Origin of the sequence: Anaerospora sp. (assembly GCF_032013335.1) — a bacterium.
Classification (GTDB): Bacteria; Bacillota; Negativicutes; order Sporomusales; family DSM-15969; genus Anaerospora.
Map to the genome: position 1 here is coordinate 99871 of NZ_DALZUO010000001.1, position 19994 is coordinate 119864.

Annotated in this window: 20 protein-coding genes and 2 riboswitches; of the genes, 2 read left to right on the forward strand and 18 right to left on the reverse strand. The window is 44.7% G+C overall.

What is annotated here, in order from left to right:
- Positions 1–11 precede the first annotated feature (11 nt).
- Positions 12–848 (forward strand): HAMP domain-containing sensor histidine kinase, encoded by an 837-nt coding sequence (locus RTR76_RS00485; RefSeq protein ID WP_312515298.1) that lies wholly within the window; start codon positions 12–14, stop codon positions 846–848.
- A gap of 41 nt (positions 849–889) precedes the next feature.
- Here the strand turns inward: RTR76_RS00485 and RTR76_RS00490 are convergent, their stop codons facing one another.
- The 9 genes from RTR76_RS00490 to selD all read right to left on the reverse strand — a co-directional run bounded on the left by RTR76_RS00490 (position 890) and on the right by selD (position 8301).
- Positions 890–1072 carry a hypothetical protein gene (locus RTR76_RS00490; protein WP_312515301.1) on the reverse strand — a complete coding sequence of 61 codons (183 nt, stop codon included), beginning with the start codon at positions 1070–1072 and terminating at the stop codon, positions 890–892.
- Between the two features lie 9 nt (positions 1073–1081).
- Entirely contained in the window at positions 1082–1801 is a 720-nt protein-coding gene (pflA, locus tag RTR76_RS00495) for a pyruvate formate-lyase-activating protein (protein WP_312515304.1), read from the reverse strand.
- A 20-nt stretch (positions 1802–1821) separates the two neighbouring features.
- Positions 1822–4038: a formate C-acetyltransferase gene (gene pflB / locus RTR76_RS00500; RefSeq protein WP_312515307.1), complete on the reverse strand. Its 2217-nt coding sequence runs from the start codon at positions 4036–4038 to the stop codon at positions 1822–1824.
- 158 nt (positions 4039–4196) lie between these two features.
- A riboswitch (ZMP/ZTP riboswitch) is annotated at positions 4197–4276 on the reverse strand.
- A 59-nt stretch (positions 4277–4335) separates the two neighbouring features.
- Positions 4336–5112 carry a sugar phosphate isomerase/epimerase family protein gene (locus RTR76_RS00505; protein ID WP_312515310.1) on the reverse strand — a complete coding sequence of 259 codons (777 nt, stop codon included), beginning with the start codon at positions 5110–5112 and terminating at the stop codon, positions 4336–4338.
- 216 nt (positions 5113–5328) lie between these two features.
- The gene (locus RTR76_RS00510; protein ID WP_312515313.1) at positions 5329–5532 is read right to left on the reverse strand and encodes a DUF951 domain-containing protein; all 204 of its coding nucleotides are present in this window, start codon (positions 5530–5532) and stop codon (positions 5329–5331) included.
- Positions 5533–5548: 16 nt separating this feature from the next.
- The gene (locus RTR76_RS00515) at positions 5549–6376 is read right to left on the reverse strand and encodes a mechanosensitive ion channel family protein (RefSeq protein WP_312515316.1); all 828 of its coding nucleotides are present in this window, start codon (positions 6374–6376) and stop codon (positions 5549–5551) included.
- A gap of 12 nt (positions 6377–6388) precedes the next feature.
- Complete coding sequence (locus tag RTR76_RS00520; RefSeq protein ID WP_312515319.1) at positions 6389–6676, reverse strand: DUF3343 domain-containing protein; 288 nt, start codon at positions 6674–6676, stop codon at positions 6389–6391.
- 1 nt (position 6677) lies between these two features.
- The gene (gene yedF, locus RTR76_RS00525) at positions 6678–7274 is read right to left on the reverse strand and encodes a sulfurtransferase-like selenium metabolism protein YedF (RefSeq protein ID WP_312515322.1); all 597 of its coding nucleotides are present in this window, start codon (positions 7272–7274) and stop codon (positions 6678–6680) included.
- The gene (gene selD / locus RTR76_RS00530) at positions 7264–8301 is read right to left on the reverse strand and encodes a selenide, water dikinase SelD (protein WP_312515325.1); all 1038 of its coding nucleotides are present in this window, start codon (positions 8299–8301) and stop codon (positions 7264–7266) included. Before selD ends, yedF begins: the two co-directional genes overlap by 11 nt.
- Before the next feature lie 165 nt (positions 8302–8466).
- On the opposite strand from selD, the gene RTR76_RS00535 reads away from it, so the two are divergent.
- On the forward strand, positions 8467–9336 hold the full coding sequence (locus tag RTR76_RS00535; protein WP_312515328.1) for a hypothetical protein: 870 nt from the start codon (positions 8467–8469) through the stop codon (positions 9334–9336).
- A 21-nt stretch (positions 9337–9357) separates the two neighbouring features.
- Here RTR76_RS00535 and RTR76_RS00540 read toward each other — a convergent pair whose 3' ends face one another.
- The 9 genes from RTR76_RS00540 to RTR76_RS00580 all read right to left on the reverse strand — a co-directional run bounded on the left by RTR76_RS00540 (position 9358) and on the right by RTR76_RS00580 (position 19992).
- Positions 9358–10275, reverse strand: a complete 918-nt coding sequence (locus tag RTR76_RS00540) for a cation diffusion facilitator family transporter (protein WP_312515330.1) — start codon at positions 10273–10275, stop codon at positions 9358–9360.
- A gap of 121 nt (positions 10276–10396) precedes the next feature.
- Positions 10397–10473: riboswitch (NiCo riboswitch) on the reverse strand.
- Between the two features lie 37 nt (positions 10474–10510).
- Positions 10511–11158 (reverse strand): CBS and ACT domain-containing protein, encoded by a 648-nt coding sequence (locus tag RTR76_RS00545; protein ID WP_312515333.1) that lies wholly within the window; start codon positions 11156–11158, stop codon positions 10511–10513.
- 83 nt (positions 11159–11241) lie between these two features.
- Positions 11242–11946 (reverse strand): ABC transporter ATP-binding protein, encoded by a 705-nt coding sequence (locus tag RTR76_RS00550; RefSeq protein ID WP_312515336.1) that lies wholly within the window; start codon positions 11944–11946, stop codon positions 11242–11244.
- A complete protein-coding gene (locus RTR76_RS00555; protein ID WP_312515339.1) occupies positions 11946–12713 on the reverse strand; it encodes an ABC transporter ATP-binding protein in 768 nt (255 codons plus the stop codon). Before RTR76_RS00555 ends, RTR76_RS00550 begins: the two co-directional genes overlap by 1 nt.
- Positions 12691–13653 (reverse strand): branched-chain amino acid ABC transporter permease, encoded by a 963-nt coding sequence (locus RTR76_RS00560; RefSeq protein ID WP_312515342.1) that lies wholly within the window; start codon positions 13651–13653, stop codon positions 12691–12693. Before RTR76_RS00560 ends, RTR76_RS00555 begins: the two co-directional genes overlap by 23 nt.
- 9 nt (positions 13654–13662) lie before the next feature.
- Positions 13663–14559: a branched-chain amino acid ABC transporter permease gene (locus RTR76_RS00565; protein ID WP_312515345.1), complete on the reverse strand. Its 897-nt coding sequence runs from the start codon at positions 14557–14559 to the stop codon at positions 13663–13665.
- A gap of 58 nt (positions 14560–14617) precedes the next feature.
- Complete coding sequence (locus RTR76_RS00570; protein WP_396144018.1) at positions 14618–15793, reverse strand: ABC transporter substrate-binding protein; 1176 nt, start codon at positions 15791–15793, stop codon at positions 14618–14620.
- A gap of 268 nt (positions 15794–16061) precedes the next feature.
- Positions 16062–17234 (reverse strand): ABC transporter substrate-binding protein, encoded by a 1173-nt coding sequence (locus RTR76_RS00575; RefSeq protein WP_312516149.1) that lies wholly within the window; start codon positions 17232–17234, stop codon positions 16062–16064.
- 433 nt (positions 17235–17667) lie between these two features.
- Positions 17668–19992, reverse strand: coding sequence for an FAD-dependent oxidoreductase (locus tag RTR76_RS00580; protein WP_312515348.1), 2325 nt, complete (start codon positions 19990–19992; stop codon positions 17668–17670).
- Between the last annotated feature and the right edge of the window lie 2 nt (positions 19993–19994).

Genomic DNA, 19994 nt, shown 5'->3' on the forward strand with positions numbered 1-19994 from the left:
GGTTGATTTGCGTGTTACCCGCTAGGACAAGCTTCCACCGGCCACAAGGAGCTATCCGTCTAGTATCACCGATTTGGAAAGCCCCAAAACGCTACAAAATAACAAAAATCCTCACTATTAAGCGTGGAAAATTTAGTTTTATACCTGCCTCACTCTTAGGTGCTGCTGCCGACTTTAATCATAGGCCAAAAGGCACTGATCATACGGAAGCGCTCGGACGCTTTGCTTCTGTTGTTTCTCATGAAATAAGAAATCCATTAACAGTGGCAACCGGGTATCTTCAACTGATGAAGAAGGGATTATCCCCGGCAAATACCGTTTATTATCATGAAATTAATGAAAGCCTTAAGCAAATCAACCAGGTGGTTACCCGTCTGCTGGCATTAGACAGGAAGCGAGCTATCATAAAGCGTCCCGACAGCATAAACCGGATTATCACCAGTTTATGGGAGCAATTCTCCGCCCAGACTTGTGAACGGGGAATTTTATTGTATTTTATGCTTGATGATTCCATCCCGTCTTGCCACATTGCACCTGAGGAGTTATCACAGGCTATCGTTGATCTTCTCCAAAACGCAATGGATGCCACTGAACAAGGCGGCATATTGGGCATAACCACGCATTATCAAAATCATTCCGTCATTATTCGTATATCTGACTCCGGTACCGGTTTAACGGACTGCGAACAGAATAAGATGTTTACCCCTTTTTATACCACAAAAAAAACAGGTAACGGCCTAGGACTTCCTATATGCATGAATATTGTAGAAGGACATGACGGCACTATGTCCGTTCAATCAAAAAAAGATGTAGGGACTACGATTACTCTGGTACTCCCGCTGATGTAGAAAAGCATCTGCTGGCCATGTGGCTTACAGCAGATGCTTTTTTACTCTTCTTTATCCCGGTTAAGCCATGCCTGTTTTAGTCTGCTTATTCCGAGCAAAACAAATACTGCTCCTGCAATTACGCCGACTGTAACATTTATAATTCTACCATAATCCGTTCCAACAAGAATTAGTACAATTCCTGTCAATAACGTCATTGTACCTACAATAAATTGCAGTCTCATACATGCCTCCTACAATACAACAATTCCCCTCTGCGTTAATTCCAGCCGGGCATGATTGATATCTTCGACACCGGCCTCCCGAATTCCCTCTAGAGGATAGGCATGCCCCATTTGCTGCCATTTATACTGCCCTGCGTTATGATAGGGCAGTAGTTCAACTTTCGGAGTAACAGTCAGCGACTGCAGGTACAGCGCCAATTTGCCAATATCCCGTTTACTGTCATTGATATCCGGAATAATAATATACCGCACTGTCACAGCCGTCTTATCCGCCAGCCAGCGTAAATTGTCCAGTATCGCCCGGTTTGAAGCTCCGGTTAACTGCCTGTGCACGGAATTATTAATTGCTTTCAGTCCATATAATATTGCATCAGCATAACTGCTAACCTTTGCCAGACTTTCTGCGGCAGCGTGTCCTGCTGTGTCCAGTGTGGTATGAATACCATCCAGGCGGCATCTGCGAAACAGTTCAGTAACAAACTCTGCCTGGAGCAGTGGTTCACCACCACTGACAGTAATTCCGCCCTTTGCCGCTTCATAATAAGCTCGGTAGCGGTTGTAATGAGTTAGTACCTGTTCAATTGAAATCGTCGCTTCCGTAGTTTGCCAGCTGTCCCGGTTGTGACAAAACTTGCAGGCCAGCCCACAGCCGCTTAAAAACAGTACATAGCGGATACCCCTGCCGTCTACCGTCCCAAACGTTTCAGTTGAGTGGTAATATGCCTGCATACGGGGTCCACCACCTTTCTTTAGATAGCCTCGTAAAAAGTACGGCTGATAACTTCACGCTGATGTTCAGGAGATAATTTAATAAAGTTAACGGCATATCCCGATACGCGTATCGTTAATTGCGGATACTTTTCCGGATGTTTCATAGCTTCTTCCAGAATAGATTGATCCATTACATTTACATTGACTTGATGACCGCCTTGCACAGCATGACCATCTAGTAAGGCTACAAGATTAGCAGCCTGCGTGTCCTGACTCTTACCTAAAGTACGGGGCACAATGGAAAAAGTATAGGATATCCCGTCCCGGCAATCGTCATATGGCAGCTTAGTAATGGAGTTAAAAGCAGCTAATGCTCCTTTTTTATCCCGCCCATGCATAGGGTTTGCGCCGGGAGCAAAAGCTTCGCCGCGCAAACGTCCATCCGGTGTAGCGCCGGTTTTTTTCCCATACATTACATTCGAAGTAATGGTCAATACCGATAACGTTGTATCAGCATTACGATAGGTTTCATGCTGTTTAATATTTGCGGAAAACTCCGAGCAAATAGCTGCTGCAATCGAGTCTACCCGGTCATCGTCATTTCCGAAGCAAGGATATTCCTCATTTGTTGAAAATCCGGTAGCAATGCCGCGTTGATCACGTATTACTTTCACATTGCCCGACTTAATAGCACTTAACGAGTCAGCTGCAACTGATAAGCCAGCAATGCCCAACGCCATTAAACGTCCAACCTGGGTATTGTGCAGTGCCATTTGAGCTCGTTCATAAGCGTATTTATCATGCATAAAGTGAATTAGGTTCAGTGTATTGACATACAATCCGGCCAGCCACTTCATGACAATGCTGTAATTATGCCGTACTTCGTCATAAGTCAAATATTCTCCCGCGGGAAGCGGCAGCACAGGCGCAACTTGCTCACCGCTTATTTCATCCCTGCCGCCGTTAATTGCATAAAGAAGCGCCTTCGCCAGGTTGGCCCGGGCACCAAAGAACTGCATCTGCTCACCGGTCTTCATAGCCGATACGCAGCAGGCTATGGAATAATCATCGCCATATATGGGACGCATCACTTCGTCATTTTCATATTGGATGGCGCTGGTATCAATAGATACACGGGCGCAGAACTTTTTAAACCCTTCAGGCAGCTGTGGAGACCAGAGAATAGTCATATTCGGTTCCGGCGCCGGCCCCAGGTTATAGAGAGTATTTAGCATCCTAAACGAAGTTCGCGTTACCAGCGTACGTCCATCTATTCCCATTCCGCCAATTGCTTCGGTTACCCATAACGGATCGCCGGCAAAAAGTTCGTTATAGTCAGGCGTGCGCAGGTGGCGAGCCAGCCGCAGCTTGATAACCAGCTGATCAATCAGCTCCTGTGCCTGCGCTTCATCAATAATGCCGTGCTGCAAATCGTGCTCCAGATAAATATCCAGGAAAGTGGAAACTCGTCCCAATGACATGGCCGCTCCATTTTGTTCTTTTAACCCTGCCAAATAGGCAAAGTAAACCCATTGAACAGCTTCCTTTGCATTTTGAGCGGGTACGGTTATATCATAGCCGTACTGTTTGGCCATAGCAGCCATATCGTGTAAGGCTGCTATTTGCTGCGCTACTTCTTCCCGTAAACGTATAACCTCTTCAGTTGCCGCTTGTCCACTGAGTTGCTGCAAATCCTCGATCTTAGCTGCAATTAGCCGGTCTATGCCGTATAAAGCAACACGGCGGTAATCGCCAATAATTCTGCCTCTGCCATAAGCATCAGGCAGTCCGGTGATAATGCCTACACGCCGTGCTTGTTTCATCTCTTCTGTATAAGCATTGAACACTGCAGCATTATGAGTAGTCCGGTGCTTATAATAAATATCACTGATAGTTGAATCTAGTTTAAAACCGTAGGCCTCGCAGGCTTGTTCCGCCATGCGGATACCACCATTAACAATAACACTGCGTTTAAGCGGGGCCTCTGTCTGCAGGCCAACAATCACCTCCAGCGGTTTGTCAATATAACCCGCATCATGAGCAGTAATTGTTGAGACCCTGGTGGTATCAATATCCAGTACTCCTCCTGCTTGTCGCTCGGCAGCCAACAGCATGGCGCATTTTCCCCAGAGATTACTGGTGCGTGGTGTGGCTTTCACTAAAAACGAAGCATCTCCCGCATAGCTGCTGTAATTGCGTTGAATAAAATCCCGCACATTTATAGTATTTACCCAGTCGCCTGTATTAAAATTCATCGTATTATCCCTCCAAAATGTGTAGTACTTATCTGCTGGATCTTCTACCTTTCATATTACGCAGGAGTAAACTATAAGTAAAATACATAATAACGATATTGATTATCATTATTATGTATAGTGTTTTTACAAATAGAAAACCGCCTGGGTAAAGTAATTAGCTTTGCCCAGGCGGTCGGCTTTTACCGAATACAGTCCACGTGGTTAATCCACTGATCCGCCAGTCCTGTACCGGTTGAAATGCAGTTGTTCTTCTCCTATTATAAAAGGAGCTCCTGTGACTAGTCAATAGCAACCTTATGCTAAATATTGTATGCTATGCTTTACCCTGAAAATTGGGTCCTCACCACCAGGAAACTCAAGTGCCAATAGTCCCTGGTAGCCGCCTGCGATGATCTTGCGGGCTAAACCGCGCACATCGACCAGTCCGGTTCCTAAATAACTGTGACCGCGGCTGCCGTCAGGTTTTTCTACAATATCTTTTAAATGGACATAACCAATTTCATTTTCCAGGACTGTAAGCGCCTCTTCCGGTACCTCACCTGCATAGATCCAGTTACCTGTATCGTAGGTAAGCTTTAGCCAAGGTGAGTTTACCGCTTTTAGCAATTTTTGTACTAGTTGAATTTTACTTTTATGCTGATCAGGACCATTTTCGACTACTATCAGCATTTTTTTGGCAGAAGCCTCGGCCATAACTCCTGTTACCGCTTGGCGCCACCAGGAAGCATTAATAAAATCTTCATTAAAAAGCCCTGCTGCAATATTAATACGCAGCACTTTGGCACCCAGGCTGCAGGCTACTCCAATGTGATTAGTAATCAATCTTAAAGATTGCTCCGTAGACTCACGGGTTGGTGCCAGTAATCCCTCATTACAGGCATAAGTACAAACCATTTGCTCTTCAGCAAGCAGAGCCCGGATATGGGGAACTTCAACCTCAATATCCTTCCAGTATTGACGGAACTCCACACCTTGACAGCCAAGTTTTTTAGCCAGTTCAATCAGTTCCCACTGCTTCATACCCGATTGGAGCAGCGACTCCCAGGTTATCGCACTAATAATCAGTTTCATACTTCACCTCAAGATATACTTCATCAATTCCATTAACATTGTTACTTTTTTCACATTAACCAAAAAACTTTTTCTTAAATCGAATAGCCATGTATAGGTGCAAACTCACTATTGATATATGAATATTTCGACAGCGTTGTTTTGATTCCTCTCCGTTGCAAAGAAAGAACCAATCCCAGATTTAAAGGATTGGCTCTCATCACTTATAAATAGCAACTACTCAGACTGGACTTCCTTGCTTTCTAAAATCGTTTTAACCCCTTTTTCAAATTTAGGCCGTGGAACCATTACCCGCCGTCCACAGCCCAGACATTTAAGTCCGAAATCCATTCCAGTGCGCGTAATTTCCCAGCGATCCGATCCGCAGGGATGAGGTTTCTTCATTTTTACAATATCACCGATTTGATAGCGAATAACCATATGAGCAACCTCCTATTTAAGCTCGTACCGCTGCCGGAATTGGAATATGAGCCTCTGTAAACAACCTCTTAACTTGATAGCGAAGGGCCGTCTCAACCTTAGCCTGCTCTAATGGTATCGTTTTAGCCGTAATTCGGACAACCACTTCTGCAGCCCGCAATTCCACAATTCCTACCACTTTGGGCCCTTCCACTATTTCCAACATACCTTGTACTTCGCTGCAAGCCTGTTCCAACAACATCAGCACCTGATCAATGTCGGCTTCCTGCGCTACGGGAATATTAACTACTGCCTGCATAGGACCGCGCGTATGATTACTTACCTTAACGATACTGCCGTTGGGGATAATATGCAGTACCCCTTTGGCGTCACGCAGCTTGGTAACACGAAACCCAATTTCTTCGACGGTACCGGCCTGATCGCCGCTAACAATATAATCACCCATAGCATACTGATCCTCTAGTATGATAAAGAAGCCGGTAATAAAGTCTTTAATTAAGCTTTGTGCACCAACACCCAACGCTAAGCCTACAACACCGGCACCGGCAATGAGCGAGGTTGTATCAACCTGAAACTCGGATAGCACAAGCACTAATGCAATGAAATACAGTAAATATCGAATTAATGTCTTTAATAATTCCGTAAGCGTTCTTGCCCGTTTTTCTTCAAAATGAAGTGCAGCTATACCACCGCCAACAAAGAAAAACCGCTCTACTACAGCGCCCAGTATGCGCTGTACCACTACTGCTGCCGTAAGAATAAATAAAATGCGCATTATTTTACCGGCAGCATAAAACCAGAACTCTGGTGTCAGAAATTCCGTCAACCCCACTTTAACCTCCATACACCATCTTCACTATTTTGTATGATTGTATTCCATTATTAGTTGATAGCTTTTCGACTGTACATCCCTTTGAAACAGTTTTGACCAGCAGATAGAATTGCCATTTAACACATCCATGATAATTTGCTCGTTTACAGCTGAAAAGAGCAGGCATTGTCCACAGCTAATATCCACTTCCCGCGGAGTCGGAGCAGCCGCCACCGGTATGCAGCCCTCATTAAGAACCTTCTCAGCTCGAATCGCATGATGGATGGACGCAAAAGACAATAGCCGATCATATTGTGGATAAATAACCATCATCTCACAATGTAACAGCCTTATGAGCAGTAATTTCATCCATGATCGTATACATATTGGTTATGCCGCCTACCGCGAGCTGCTCCTTTAACTGATAATAATCCAAACAAGTGCCACAGGAGAGAATCTCTACGCCCCGCGCTGCAAGTGCCTGTAAATGGTCAAGCACGGGAGATCCCTCTACTGTCAGCTTCACTCCGCTATTGGCAAAAAGCACAGTTTTCGGCAGCGGCTCCTTTTCTACCATGGTAAAAAAGAATGATTTTATTAGAATTGTACCCAATTCACTGCTGCCATGTCCAAAAGTATTCTGGGTTATGAGGAAAACATGGGTCCCCCCCAGGTCTTCCGGAAAAGTCACAACCGGCAGCGAAAGTCCATTAGCTGCTCCTTTAGTAATGGTAATATAAAAATGGTCACCTTTTTCGGCTACAGTAACATCACACGAGTTTGCTTTGGCAAACTTCACAACATTTTCCTTACTGACAGCATTATCGACAATTGTAGTAATTACACCTTCCGCAATCGTATCTAATGCTTTCTTTGTCGCAATAACCGGCTGAGGGCAGTTCAGCCCACGGGCATCTACATTAATAGACATATATCTCACCCTTTCCTTCTGCTGTCATTTTGCCAATAATTGCAGCTGCTTCCACTCCGGCTGCATGGAGCGCCGCCAATAACTGCGCTGCCTGGTTTTCCGGAACACTCATCAGCAACCCTCCCGATGTCTGCGGATCAAAGCATAGATCCTGCATGTTTTCGGGTACGGAAGAGGAAAATCTCACTGACTTTAAATAATCGCGATTGCTGTAGGCACCTGCCGGCACTAATCCCATAGCAGCTGCCTCTAATGCCTCTGGTAATAGAGGCAAGGCTAAACTATTAATTTCCGCCTGTACTCCGCTGCCAGAAGCCATCTCATATAAATGGCCTAATAGGCCAAAGCCAGTCACATCCGTACAGGCGTGTATCCGGAAATGCTTCATACATTCTGCTGCTTTTTTATTCAGCGTGATCATACTTTGCTTAGCTGCTTCCACACCTGTTGAAAACAGCTCCGCCCTGGCGGCTGTTGCCAGTATGCCTGTCCCCAAAGACTTCGATAAAATAAGCACATCCCCGGGAACTGCCGCTGCATTTGTCAAAACGGCATCAGGGTGCACCGTCCCCGTAACACTTAGTCCATATTTAGGTTCTTTATCGTATATACTGTGTCCACCGACAATAATTGCGCCTGCCTCAGTGACTTTATCAAGTCCGCCTTTTAAAATTTCAAGCAATATACTTCCGTCAAGGATAGTAAGGGGAAAAGCCACAATATTCATAGCAGTCAGCGGTTTGCCACCCATTGCGTATACATCACTTAGACTGTTTGCTGCTGCTATTTGGCCAAACAAATAAGGATCATCAACGACAGGACTAAAAAAATCCAGTGTCTGAATAAGCGCTGTTGTTTCATTCAGCTTATATACTCCGGCATCATCAGACGTATCTATACCTACAAGTAATCTTGGATCACGGGGAAGCTTCAATTGGTGGAGTACCCCCGATAGGGCATTGGGGCCAATTTTGCAGGCACAACCGCCATTAGCTGCATACTGGGTTAATTTTACGTCCATCGTCATACCTCCTTATGAAAACGGCATAGTTAGCAGTACTAGTTATTACCTTGCTGTTCTTTAATTTATACTTCCTGATATAAAAATCCTTTTCTGAATACTACTTTTTATCATAAGCCAAAAGCGGCAGGTCTGCATATAATAGCGTAGCAAACAAGCGAGGTGTTTGACATGCCCATTAGTACTACTACTTCTCAGACTGTTAATACCGATACAACCGCTACGACAACCTCGACTACCACTACAGACCTCGCACCACTGGCAATCATTGATTTAATCCTTGCTGACGTTAACGCCGTTCTTCCCAATTTTAACAGCCTCGTCAGCTCTTACCGTTTGCTTGTAGGAGCAGCAGAGGAAATTAACCGTACACCGAATGTTTGTCCTGATGTGTTTGAGCGAGCAGTGCGGCGCTACGATAACGCCGGCATGCTGCTTGACGTATTACTGGAATTATTGTGCTGTAAAATTGTATTTAGTTCTGAATTGCTTCGCGTAACCTGTGGCCCTGTCGACTTGGTCCGCTATCTTATTACCTGCTTAGATGGTCAGGATGTCCCTTGCCGTACCGCTGAAGAAGTCGTCGGTCTGGCAGCTCTTAGACGTCTCCAGGGCTGTTTTTGTGGCGACCAATACTGCCTGCCTGATCGCCCTGTAGTATGCCCTAAGCCCCCTGTCCCTCCTAGCCCATCATCTTCACCGTCATCAACAGCCCCACCATCAGATGAGACCGCGCTGCCAGTCGACAGCGATATCGCCGAAGTAGTAGAAACAAAGATCATCAGTAATCTTACCCAAACCGGCTTTTTATCCAATCCTCTTCCCAACGATGTTCTTGCGCAGAATGACCAAACAATCCAGCCTTCTACAGCAGCGATCGCGGCCGCTATTGCAGCAAAAGCCTCCCAGGAAAATGAAAGCGTATTAAATGAATTAAAGACCGAAACTCATATGCCGCGACCCAGCCGCGTTCGGTTAAAGCACATTGATGATCCATATGGGCAGCCCCCAAAAAATAACCGGGATAAAAAGAAAAAATAAGCATGAGCATAACGCTCGTGCTTATTTATTTGCCTCGCTGCCATCAAAAGGGCAATATCCCATGTCCTCATGATAGTCACACGGCTCAATATGAATAACCACATCGCAGTTTCCTAATTCAACTATTATTATTTCCTCCAATTGATCGCAAATAGCATGAGCCTTATTAAGATGCATATTTTTGTTAAGCACCAAATGAACGTCAATTAAACGACGGCTGCCTGAACGGCGAGTGCGCAGCTGGTGAAAGTTAATAACATCAGGATGGCTATTCAGTATCTCTCTAATTAATTCTTCTTCTTCTTCAGGCAAGCTTACATCCGTTAACTCATATAAGCTTTTCCTTGTCATTTCATAGCCGGCTTTGAAAACAATAACAGAAACTGCTATGGCAATGATCGGATCGAGCCAAACTAGCCCGGTTACCTTAATAATACTTAACCCTGCTAATACTCCCACTGAAGTCCAAATGTCGGCTCGCAAATGCAAAGCATCTGCTTCCAGAGCATGCGATTCAGTCTCTTTCGCTACTGCCAACAGCTTACCTGACACATAGTAGTTAACAGCAATTGAGACAATCATTACGGCAATACCATACTCGAGCATTTCCGGTGCCTGTGGTGACTGTAACTTAGAAACAGCCTCATAGACAATCCACAGTGCAGCTAGAATAATCAAGAATGCTTCAATTGCTGCCGACAAATTCTCATATTTACCATGTCCATAGGCATGATCCTCATCCGGTGGCTTACTGGATTTTTTGACTGCATAGAAAGCAATTAGCGCTGCAATCAGATCAACACCCGAATGAGCGGCTTCAGACACTATACTCACCGCACCAGTTAATAACCCAACGGCCAGCTTTAAAATAACCAGCAGGGAATTAGAAATAACCGATAACCGAGCTGTACTCTGTTTCAATTGATTATATGATTCCAAGCAAATAGTCCCCCCATAAAAAATTGAAACTGACTTTTCATCAGTATCAGTATAACCGTTACTGCAAGCAGCCAAACTGCATTTTCAGCCGCCGGACAAGCAAAATAAACCTGCGGTCCCCTAAGGTCCCGCAGGTTTTCCTGCTGCATTCAGCCCGGCTACACCGAAAAGTTCGGTTGCCTGATCCTGTTATATTATATTACCACAGCGGGGAAAATGTGTAAAATTAAATGCCTTAACTAATTTGCGTAATATGTTTTACGGGATAGCCGGCAGAAGAAAGGTGTTCTACCAAGGCGTCACTATTATTTACTTGTGCACGAATTACCAGTTCATAAGATCCATCTTCCAGAGGATAGCTGACCAAACTGCTGATATTCATACTGAGGTCTTTAAATATACCCGTAATATCACACAGTATACCGACTTTATCGGTTACATCAATGGTAACCCGGGTCGTTTTTCCTTGTGTAATACCCATTACATCAACAAATGTCTTAAAAATATCAGTTTCCGTAATTACACCAATAACTGAATCTTGGTCATCCACAACTACTAATCCGCCGATTTTATTCTTGTACATCAGCAAAGCAGCTTCTTCAATAGTAGAATTCGCCTGAATGGTTAAAACATCTTTCTTCATAATGTCTTTAACCATCATTTTCGCCAACAAATAATTCAACTCAAAAATCGACAATGTGGTGGCCGGCGATGGAGATACTTCCCGTAAATCACGGTCTGTAATGATTCCTACCAATTTACCATTCTCTACAATTGGCAGCCTGCGGAATTTGTGAGTCCGCATCGTTTCCGAAGCATCGGCTACTGTGGCATTGGCAGTAAGCGTAAAAGGGTTGGCTGTCATGCGATTGCTAACAAACATGGTAAGTCTCCTCCTTTAAAATTGCTCGCTCCTACTCACAGGCATTTTTGCAATAGCAAGTCGATGCTTAAGCCAGACCAGCATTATCCACCAAGATATGCCTTGCGGATTTCCTCGCTTTGTGCAAGTTCAGCCGCTGATCCCTCAATGGTAATACGACCGGTTTCCAGTACATAAGCATAGTTTGCAATAGATAAAGCCATATGTGCATTCTGTTCGACCAACAGGATGGTAGTTCCTGTTAGATTAATCTCTTTAATAATAGAAAAAATTTCTTTTACCAAGAGTGGCGCCAAGCCCATTGAGGGCTCATCTAACAACAACAACCGCGGCCGGCTCATCAATGCACGTCCCATCGCCAGCATTTGCTGCTCGCCACCGGACAAAGTACCTGCCAGCTGAGACTTGCGCTCACGCAAGCGGGGAAACCGCTTAAATACGGTCTCCATATCTTCAGCAATTCCAGTGGAGTCAGAACGAGTGTAGGCACCCAGCTCCAAGTTTTCCAATACCGTCATATTAGCAAAAACACGCCGGCCTTCCGGCACTTGTGACAGACCTTGTTTAACAATATCTTGTGCAGGCATAGCGGCAATATTCTTACCTTCAAATGATATCTCACCGCTTTTAGGCCTTAACAATCCCGATATTGTCCTTAGTGTAGTACTTTTACCAGCACCATTGGCACCAATAAGAGTAACAATCTGCCCTTCTTTTACTTCTACGCTGATACCTTTCAGAGCATGAATAGCACCGTAATATACATTAATATCTTTAATTATTAGCATCAGTGTACCTCCTCGCCGAGGTAGGCCTCGATGACTCTCGGATTATTTTTAATTTCATTCGGAGTGCCATGAGCAATAATACTGCCGTACTCAAGTACGTAAATACGCTCGCATACACCCATAACCAGGCTCATATCATGTTCAATCAAGAGGATCGTCAAATTGAATTCTTTACGAATCCAGCGGATCATCTCCATTAACTGCTGAGTTTCCTGCGGATTCATACCTGCAGCTGGTTCATCAAGCAGCAGCAGCTGCGGCTGAGCAGCCAGCGCACGGGCAATCTCCAATCGACGTTGCTCACCATAAGGCAGATTGCGGGCAATCTCATCCTTTTTATGATCCAGTTGAAAAATTTCTAAAAAGCGAATCGCTTTTTGTTCCAATTCTTCTTCTTCCCGGAAATAGCGGCCAAAGCGTAGTACTGACTCAACCAAGCCATATTTCACATGAAAGTGATAAGCAATTTTAACATTATCCAGTACAGTTAAATTAGAAAAAAGACGGATATTTTGAAACGTCCGGGCTATCCCGCGTTGCGTGATCTGATATGGCTTCATCCCAATCAGGCTTTTGCCGTCAAAATCGATCTGCCCATCTGTTGGTTCATATACTCCGGTAAGCAAATTGAAAGCTGTTGTTTTACCGGCACCATTAGGGCCAATAAGACCAATTAGCTCGCCTTGATTAATATCGATGGAAAAATTCGACACCGCCCGCAGGCCGCCGAAGACTTTAGATAGTTTAGTTGCCGTTAGCAGAGCCATTTTTGCCACCTCCCATCAGCCGGCCAAACATTTTGAGGCTTAATTCCTTATTGCCGAACAAGCCTTGTGGCCGGTAAAGCATGAGAATAATCAGCATTAGCGAGTAAATAACCATCCGCCATTCGGGATAGCTGGCTAGTGCAGCCGATACGAATGTAAGCAGAATTGATGCTGTAATCGAGCCGGTTAGACTGCCTAAGCCGCCTAATACTACCATCGTCAATATATCAAAAGACTTCATAAAAGTAAATGAAGCAGGATGGGCAATATAGAAATAATGGGAGAACAATGCTCCTGCGACACCGGCGAAAGCGGCCCCAATTGTAAAGGCAAGCACTTTATAACGAGTGGTATCAATACCCATGGCTTCAGCGGCAATTTCATTCTCACGAATGGAAATGCAAGCCCGCCCATGAGTAGAGTTTATTAGATTCTTAATAAAAAATACGGTAAAAACTGTAGCAAAAAACACCCAGGTAAAATTAGTAAACCGTGGAATACCCATAAGACCTGATGCTCCACCTACATAAGGGATGTTCAAAATAGTGATGCGGATGATTTCACCTAGCCCCAGTGTTGCAATAGCCAGATAGTCACCGCTTAGACGCAGCGTCGGCAGACCAATGACAAAGCCAAGAATACCTGCTGCCACGGCACCTGCCAATATAGCAACAATAAACGGCAGCTGCAATTTAACTGTACAAACAGCAGCCAAATAGGCACCAACTGCCATAAAACCCGCATGCCCGATAGAGAACTGTCCGGTAAATCCATTAATTAAATTCAGGCTGGTAACTAGAATAATATTAATACAGATAAGGATAATATTAAGCACCCAGAAGGGGCCAATAACATCCATTTCGATTAAGCCTTGCACAACAGCATACATAACTAGACAGGCGCCAAACATTAGCAGATCTTTCTTTATTATTCCGTTCATGTTCGTCACCTACACTTTCTCGCGCACATTCTTACCTAACAAGCCCGAGGGTTTGAAAAGCAAGATGATGATTAATATGCCAAAGGCTGCTGCATCGCGGAAAGTAGAAGAAATAAAACCACTGACCATAGACTCAACTACTCCCAAAAGCACTCCGCCCAACATGGCACCAGGAATAATTCCGATCCCGCCTAGAACAGCAGCAACAAATGCCTTCAAGCCCGGCATGATGCCCATTAAGGGATCAATGGAATTATAGTAAATACCGACTAGTACACCAGCGGCAGCGGCCAGTCCCGAGCCAATAGCAAAAGTAAAAGAGATAATGCGGTCAACATCAATTCCCATCAGCTTAGCAGCGTCTGTATCAAAAGATACTGCCCGCATTGCTTTACCTACTTTTGTGTGATTAACGACATACGTCAATATGATCATTAATGCTACTGAAATAGCAAGAATAACAATTTGCTGAAGGTTGACAATAATACCGGCAACATTATAGATTTCATTACCGAAAACAGGTGGGAATGTACGAGGCTGAGGCGATACAAGCAGCATACCGCCATATTCCAGCAATAATGATACGCCAATCGCAGTAATTAATACCGCTATCTTGGGATGATTACGCAGCGGCCGATAGGCCAGCCGTTCAATAACAACACCTACTATGGCTGCGACAACCATGGCAATAATTAGTGCTGGTAAAAAGGGAAGTTTTCCCATGGTGGTGGCATAAAAGCCGACATAGGCGCCTAACATATAAATATCGCCATGTGCAAAATTAATCAGTCGGATAATACCATATACCATGGTGTAGCCAAGGGCAATTAATGCATAAATACTGCCGAGAGATACACCATTAACCAATTGTTGCACAAACTGCGAGCCAAACGATGCAAAATCCATGGGAGATCCCTCCTCTTCAAAGTAATAAATTAATTGTATGCAGCCGGGAAATCATCGTTTAAGGATTAACTTTTTCGCGGAATGTCTGTTTGCCGTCTTTCATTTCAACAATAACGGCACTTTTTACAGCATCATGAGTAGCATTTAACGTGATTTGTCCGGAAACTGCAGCATAATCCTTAGTTTTAGATAATTCGTCTTTTACTTTCACCGGGTCTGCCGAGTTAGCACGCTTCATTGCTTCAATGATCATCATAGTGGCATCATAGCTGAGTGCGGCAAAGGCATCCGGAGTTTGGCCGTATTCTTTTTTATAGGCCTCTACAAAGCTTTTTACAGCTGCACTGTTATCATCAGGTGAATAATGATTGCTGAAGAAACTATTGTTCAATGCCTGGGCACCGGCAATCTCAGGCAGTTTAGCTGAATCCCAGCCGTCTCCGCCCAGGAATGGTACAGTAATTCCCAATTCACGGGATTGCTTAATAATCATGCCCACTTCTTGATAATAGCCAGGTGCAAAAATTACATCAGGGTTCTTCGATTTTATTTTGGTTAAAGTAGCTTTAAAATCTGTATCCTTTTGCAAATAGCCTTCTTCACTTACAATGACGCCGCCATTTTTCACAAAAGTTTCTTTGAAAAACAGGCCCAGTCCTTTAGCATAATCACTGGAATTGTCAATGTAAAGTGCTGCAGTCTTTGCCTGAAGGGATTTGGCAGCAAAGTTTGCCATTACCGATCCTTGAAATGGATCAATAAATGCTGCACGGAAGATAAAGTCCCTTACTTTTCCGGTTGCTGGATCAACAGTTACCTTTGGATTAGAAGCTGTCGGGCTGATAGCCAGGATTTTGTTATCCTGATTTACCTGTGCACCTGCTATGACACTAGATGAAGCAATCGGAGCAATAATTGCGCTGACCTTATCTTGGGTTGCCAGCTTTTGCATGGCATTAGCGGCTTCTGAAGCTTCGCTGCGGTTATCTGCAATAACCAGTGACAATTGCTTACCCAAAACTCCGCCCTTGCTGTTAACTTCTTTAATCGCTAATTTAGCTCCGTTGGCAGCTGATCCGCCAAATGTGGCATTTCCGCCTGTCATTTCCAGATTTGCGCCCAGGCGAATCGTGTCAGATCCGCTTTGCCCGGAGCCGCATCCCGCCAGCATCGCCGTAGCCATTACAGAAGCAATTACTAAACTGGCAGCTTTTTTCCATTGTCTTAGTTTCATGTTTTCTTCCTCCCGATACTTGCTGACTTGGCAGGAACATTTCTTGAAGCTGTCCCTCAGATAAGAAAGTTTCAGCCTGCCATATCGCATAGTCATGGTGTATATTATAGATGGACTTTTGGTGACTGTCAATGTTTTCAGGGGAGACATGAACAGTCGGTGTCCTTTCCACAAATACATTCAAGAGGTTTTGTCGCAGAATAAAATCCACAAGAGGGATAACGCTTACGCTTTATCCCTCTTGTGTACATTATATAGGCTACATTGCCTAGGGATTTACTTTTTCCTTGAATACTTGTTTACCGTCTTTCATTTCAATGATCGCTGCACTCTTGATGGGATTATGATCTGCATCTAGAGTGATAATGCCGCTAACTAACTGAAGGTTCTTTGTTTGAGCAAGAGCATCTTTAATTTTAGCCGGATCAGCTGCACCAGCGCGTTTAATTGCGTCAGCTACCATTAGAGCTGCATCGTAACCAAGAGCGGCAAGGGCATCAGGAGTTTGGCCGTATTCTTTTTTATAGGTTTCTACAAACTTAACGACTTTAGGATCTTTATCTTCGGGGGAATAGTGATTGCTAAAGTAGGTATTTTCCAGCGGCTGAGCACCAGCAATTTCTACCAGTTTAGGTGAATCCCAGCCATCGGTGCCAATCAAAGGAGTGGTAATCCCCAATTCACGGGCTTGCTTTACGATGCGGCCTACTTCTTCATAGTAAGCAGGGATAAATATTACATCCGGGTTAGCTGCTTTAATCTTTGTTAACGTGGCTTTGAAATCTTGATCTTTTTGAAGGAAGGCCTCTTTAGATACTACCTTTCCGCCTGCCTTCGCAAAGCTATCTTCAAAAACCTGTGTAAGCCCTTTGGAGTAGTCGGAGCTATTATCGGTCAGGATAGCTGCTGTTTTTGCCTTGAGGCTCTTGCTGGCAAACGATGCCATTACAGTACCTTGGAAAGGATCAATAAAACAGGAGCGGAAGACCCAATCCCTTACTTTACCGTTATCCACGGTAACTTTCGGGTTCGTAGAAGTTGGAGTAATCAGTGGGATTTTATTATCGGAAGCGACTTGTACTGCTGCCAGTGTATTGGTACTTGCAACTGCCCCTAGAATGGCCACTACTTTATCCTGGGTAATTAGTTTTGTTGTTGCATTCGTGGACTCCGACGGTTCCGACTTATTATCAGCAGCCACAAAAACCAGCTGCTTGCCTAACACTCCACCGCCTGCATTGATTTCTTTAAATGCCAGCTTAATGCCATTAGCAGCTGACTGGCCGAAGGTGGCTACCCCGCCGGTTAACTCAAAATTTCCGCCTATTTTAATATCCTTGGATTCAGTTGCTGATGGAGAGCCGCCGCACCCGGCTACCAGACCGGCTACCATGGTAACACCAAGTGCCAGACTAGTTAAAGACCACCATTTCTTTTTTATCATTACAAGTCCCCCTCTACCCTGTTTAAAAAACAATAATAATACCTTTTATGCTTATCGGGATAACGGTTTACCCTCCCCCCTTCAGTTTGTGTCCGAGTTCTAACATAAAAAATCCCCAGCAGGCCCTTGCACAAGGGTTTATTCCGCCGGGGTCGTTTCACCCTCGGACATGCCTCCACTACCCTGAAACGATCCTTAAATCTCGTAAAGTTTACATCTTTTCAACATCTTTGGTGCGTCACTCAGAGATATTTGTGTTTATATACACATTATACGAGGACACTTAATGAAGTGTCAATAGAATTTTTGTAAAGTTTATGCCCTAATTTTATCCTATGTTCTTTAATTGGAGACATTTGTTTACATCTTGTGTCAATGAGTCTGAAAATTAAATACTCCGGATACTTTTAGCAAAAGTATCCGGAGTATTTTAATGTGCTTTTTCAGTTTTGTACATATTTATCGGCTGCGCATTATTAGTCATCGTCCAAATACCGCACGGACATATGCCAGCGCAAATACCGCACCCAATACATTTTTTTTCATCTGACACGTATTCAAATGTCCCATCTTTGGCAACTCTGCTAATTGCATTTTCTGGACAGGATTTTTGACACATATGACAATCACGGCACGTTCCACAGCTGATGCACCGCAAATAATCCTCATTTGCTGCAGGGACATCGCTTGCACTGCACTTTTTAAAGTAGGCCGTACTTAATTTTCCAGTCGGTATTACCGTTTTTGCTGTCGGCACAAAATCGACTCCCGATAGGTAAGCATCCACCGACAAAGCAGCTTCCCGGCCTGCCCCTATAGCATCAACCAGCCTGCCGGGGCGGATCGTATCGCCTGCTGTAAAAATTTTATCGGCAATACGGTACTCTTTGTCAGGTTTCAAACAACCCCGCTCCATCGGGATTCCTTCAGGAAGAAACGCCAGATCCGGACTTTCACCGACGGTTATAATGACCGTATCACCCGGTATCAACTCTCCTGTAGTTGTAATAATTCCTTCATTTGTAACCTCTTGCGTGGCTACCGGCCACATTAATTGACCACCTAGCGCCTCAACGTGATCTATTTCCTTTTCAAAAGCAGCCGGTTTCTGCACATCAATACAGATTACTTGCTCAGCGCCCATCTGATAAGCACCGACAGCCGCATCCATACCCGAATTGCCACAGCCGATTACAATGACTCTTCTGCCAACTGCAGGTTTCTCACCGCGATTGATTGCCTTCAGGAAATCTAGACCTTTGACAATCCGTTCATGGCCAGGCCAGGGAAATACGCGGGGAATATGGGCACCGGTTGCTACTACTACAGCATCATGCTCCTCTGAAATGCTTGTAAATTTCACCTTATCTACATTGATACTGTTTTCAAAACGTATACCTATATCTTCTATTCGTTTTAATTCCCTAAGCAATGTTTCATGGGCCAGCCTGCTGCGCGGTATCGCTTGTTCCAGCTTGCCGCCCATTACCTCACCTGCATCATACACGGTTACATCATGCCCCTGTCTTCTCAATTGCCAAGCCGCTGTCAGACCAGCAACACCACCACCAATAACGGCAACCTTTTTACCGGTTGAAACAGTCGGTGCAGAAAGGTTTACCTCAATAGAATAATTGCCAAGTGCGCTGATTTGAGCTGACACATCAATATCGGTACGGGAGCAGCCTTCCATACAGGGATTAGGGCATACAGCTCCGCAAACTGATCCGGGAAATGGTGTATATTCAAGTACTAGCCGGTAGGCTTCCTCCACCTTTCCCTCCCTCAGCAAATTAAAACGCTGCTGAGAAGGAATAGACGCCGTGCAGTGAAACTGACAGGGCGCATTATACCTGGCGTTTTCCCAAAGCGGAATCCGCTGGCGATACAATCCGGTATTTACCAGTCCTACAGTAACAAAATCATCATTGCAGACATCACTGAATATACCGCCTTCTACCCAATTGCCGGTGCGGAACGCTTTCATATCGGTATTTGCTTTTTTAGGACGCTCATCATAGGACAGAGCGGTTACTTTCTTCCATTCCTGCCAATTGGTCAACTGCTCCTTCAGCGCTAGCTGTTCTATTGACGTTAGAAAGTCCTCCATATTATTAGAGAGATATTCGATATCGGCAGCTGCCAATGACTCAACCTTGACATCTTTAGCCGACAACCCCTTCATGGTACCGCGGACGTACAGCTTACCCCCTACCATTCCCATGCAGGACCGGTCTCCTAAAACCGATTCAAATTGTTCACTGTCATAGCCGCATACTACGACAATACCGCCTGACATAAATTCAAAAGAAAAGCTGCCGCAGTTTTTTAGAATCCACATTTCCGGTGGAGTATCGCTGGGATCGTGCTTCATGAGTGAACCTGTACGAGTACCGGCACGACCGCCTACATATATTTTACCCGAAGCAGCGCAATGCCCTGTCGTATCACCGCCATCACCGCGAACGACAATCTTGCCGCCTGCATTCAGCCAGCCAACATCGGCGGAAGCAGATCCCTCGACAATAATTTCCGTTCCTGCAAGACACATCGACCCTACACGTTGCCCTGGATTGGACACATAGAATCGCAGCGTCTTGCCTTCCGGATGCCATAACGGGCCACCAATATCATGCTGTCCGGAAGCTTCTATATAATAATCTGTTTCGCCAGCAGCCAGCGCTTCATTAATTGCTTGCAGGAGATCCTGCGTTGACATACGTTCATTACCATTCGTAGTGTTTATTTTAAACATAA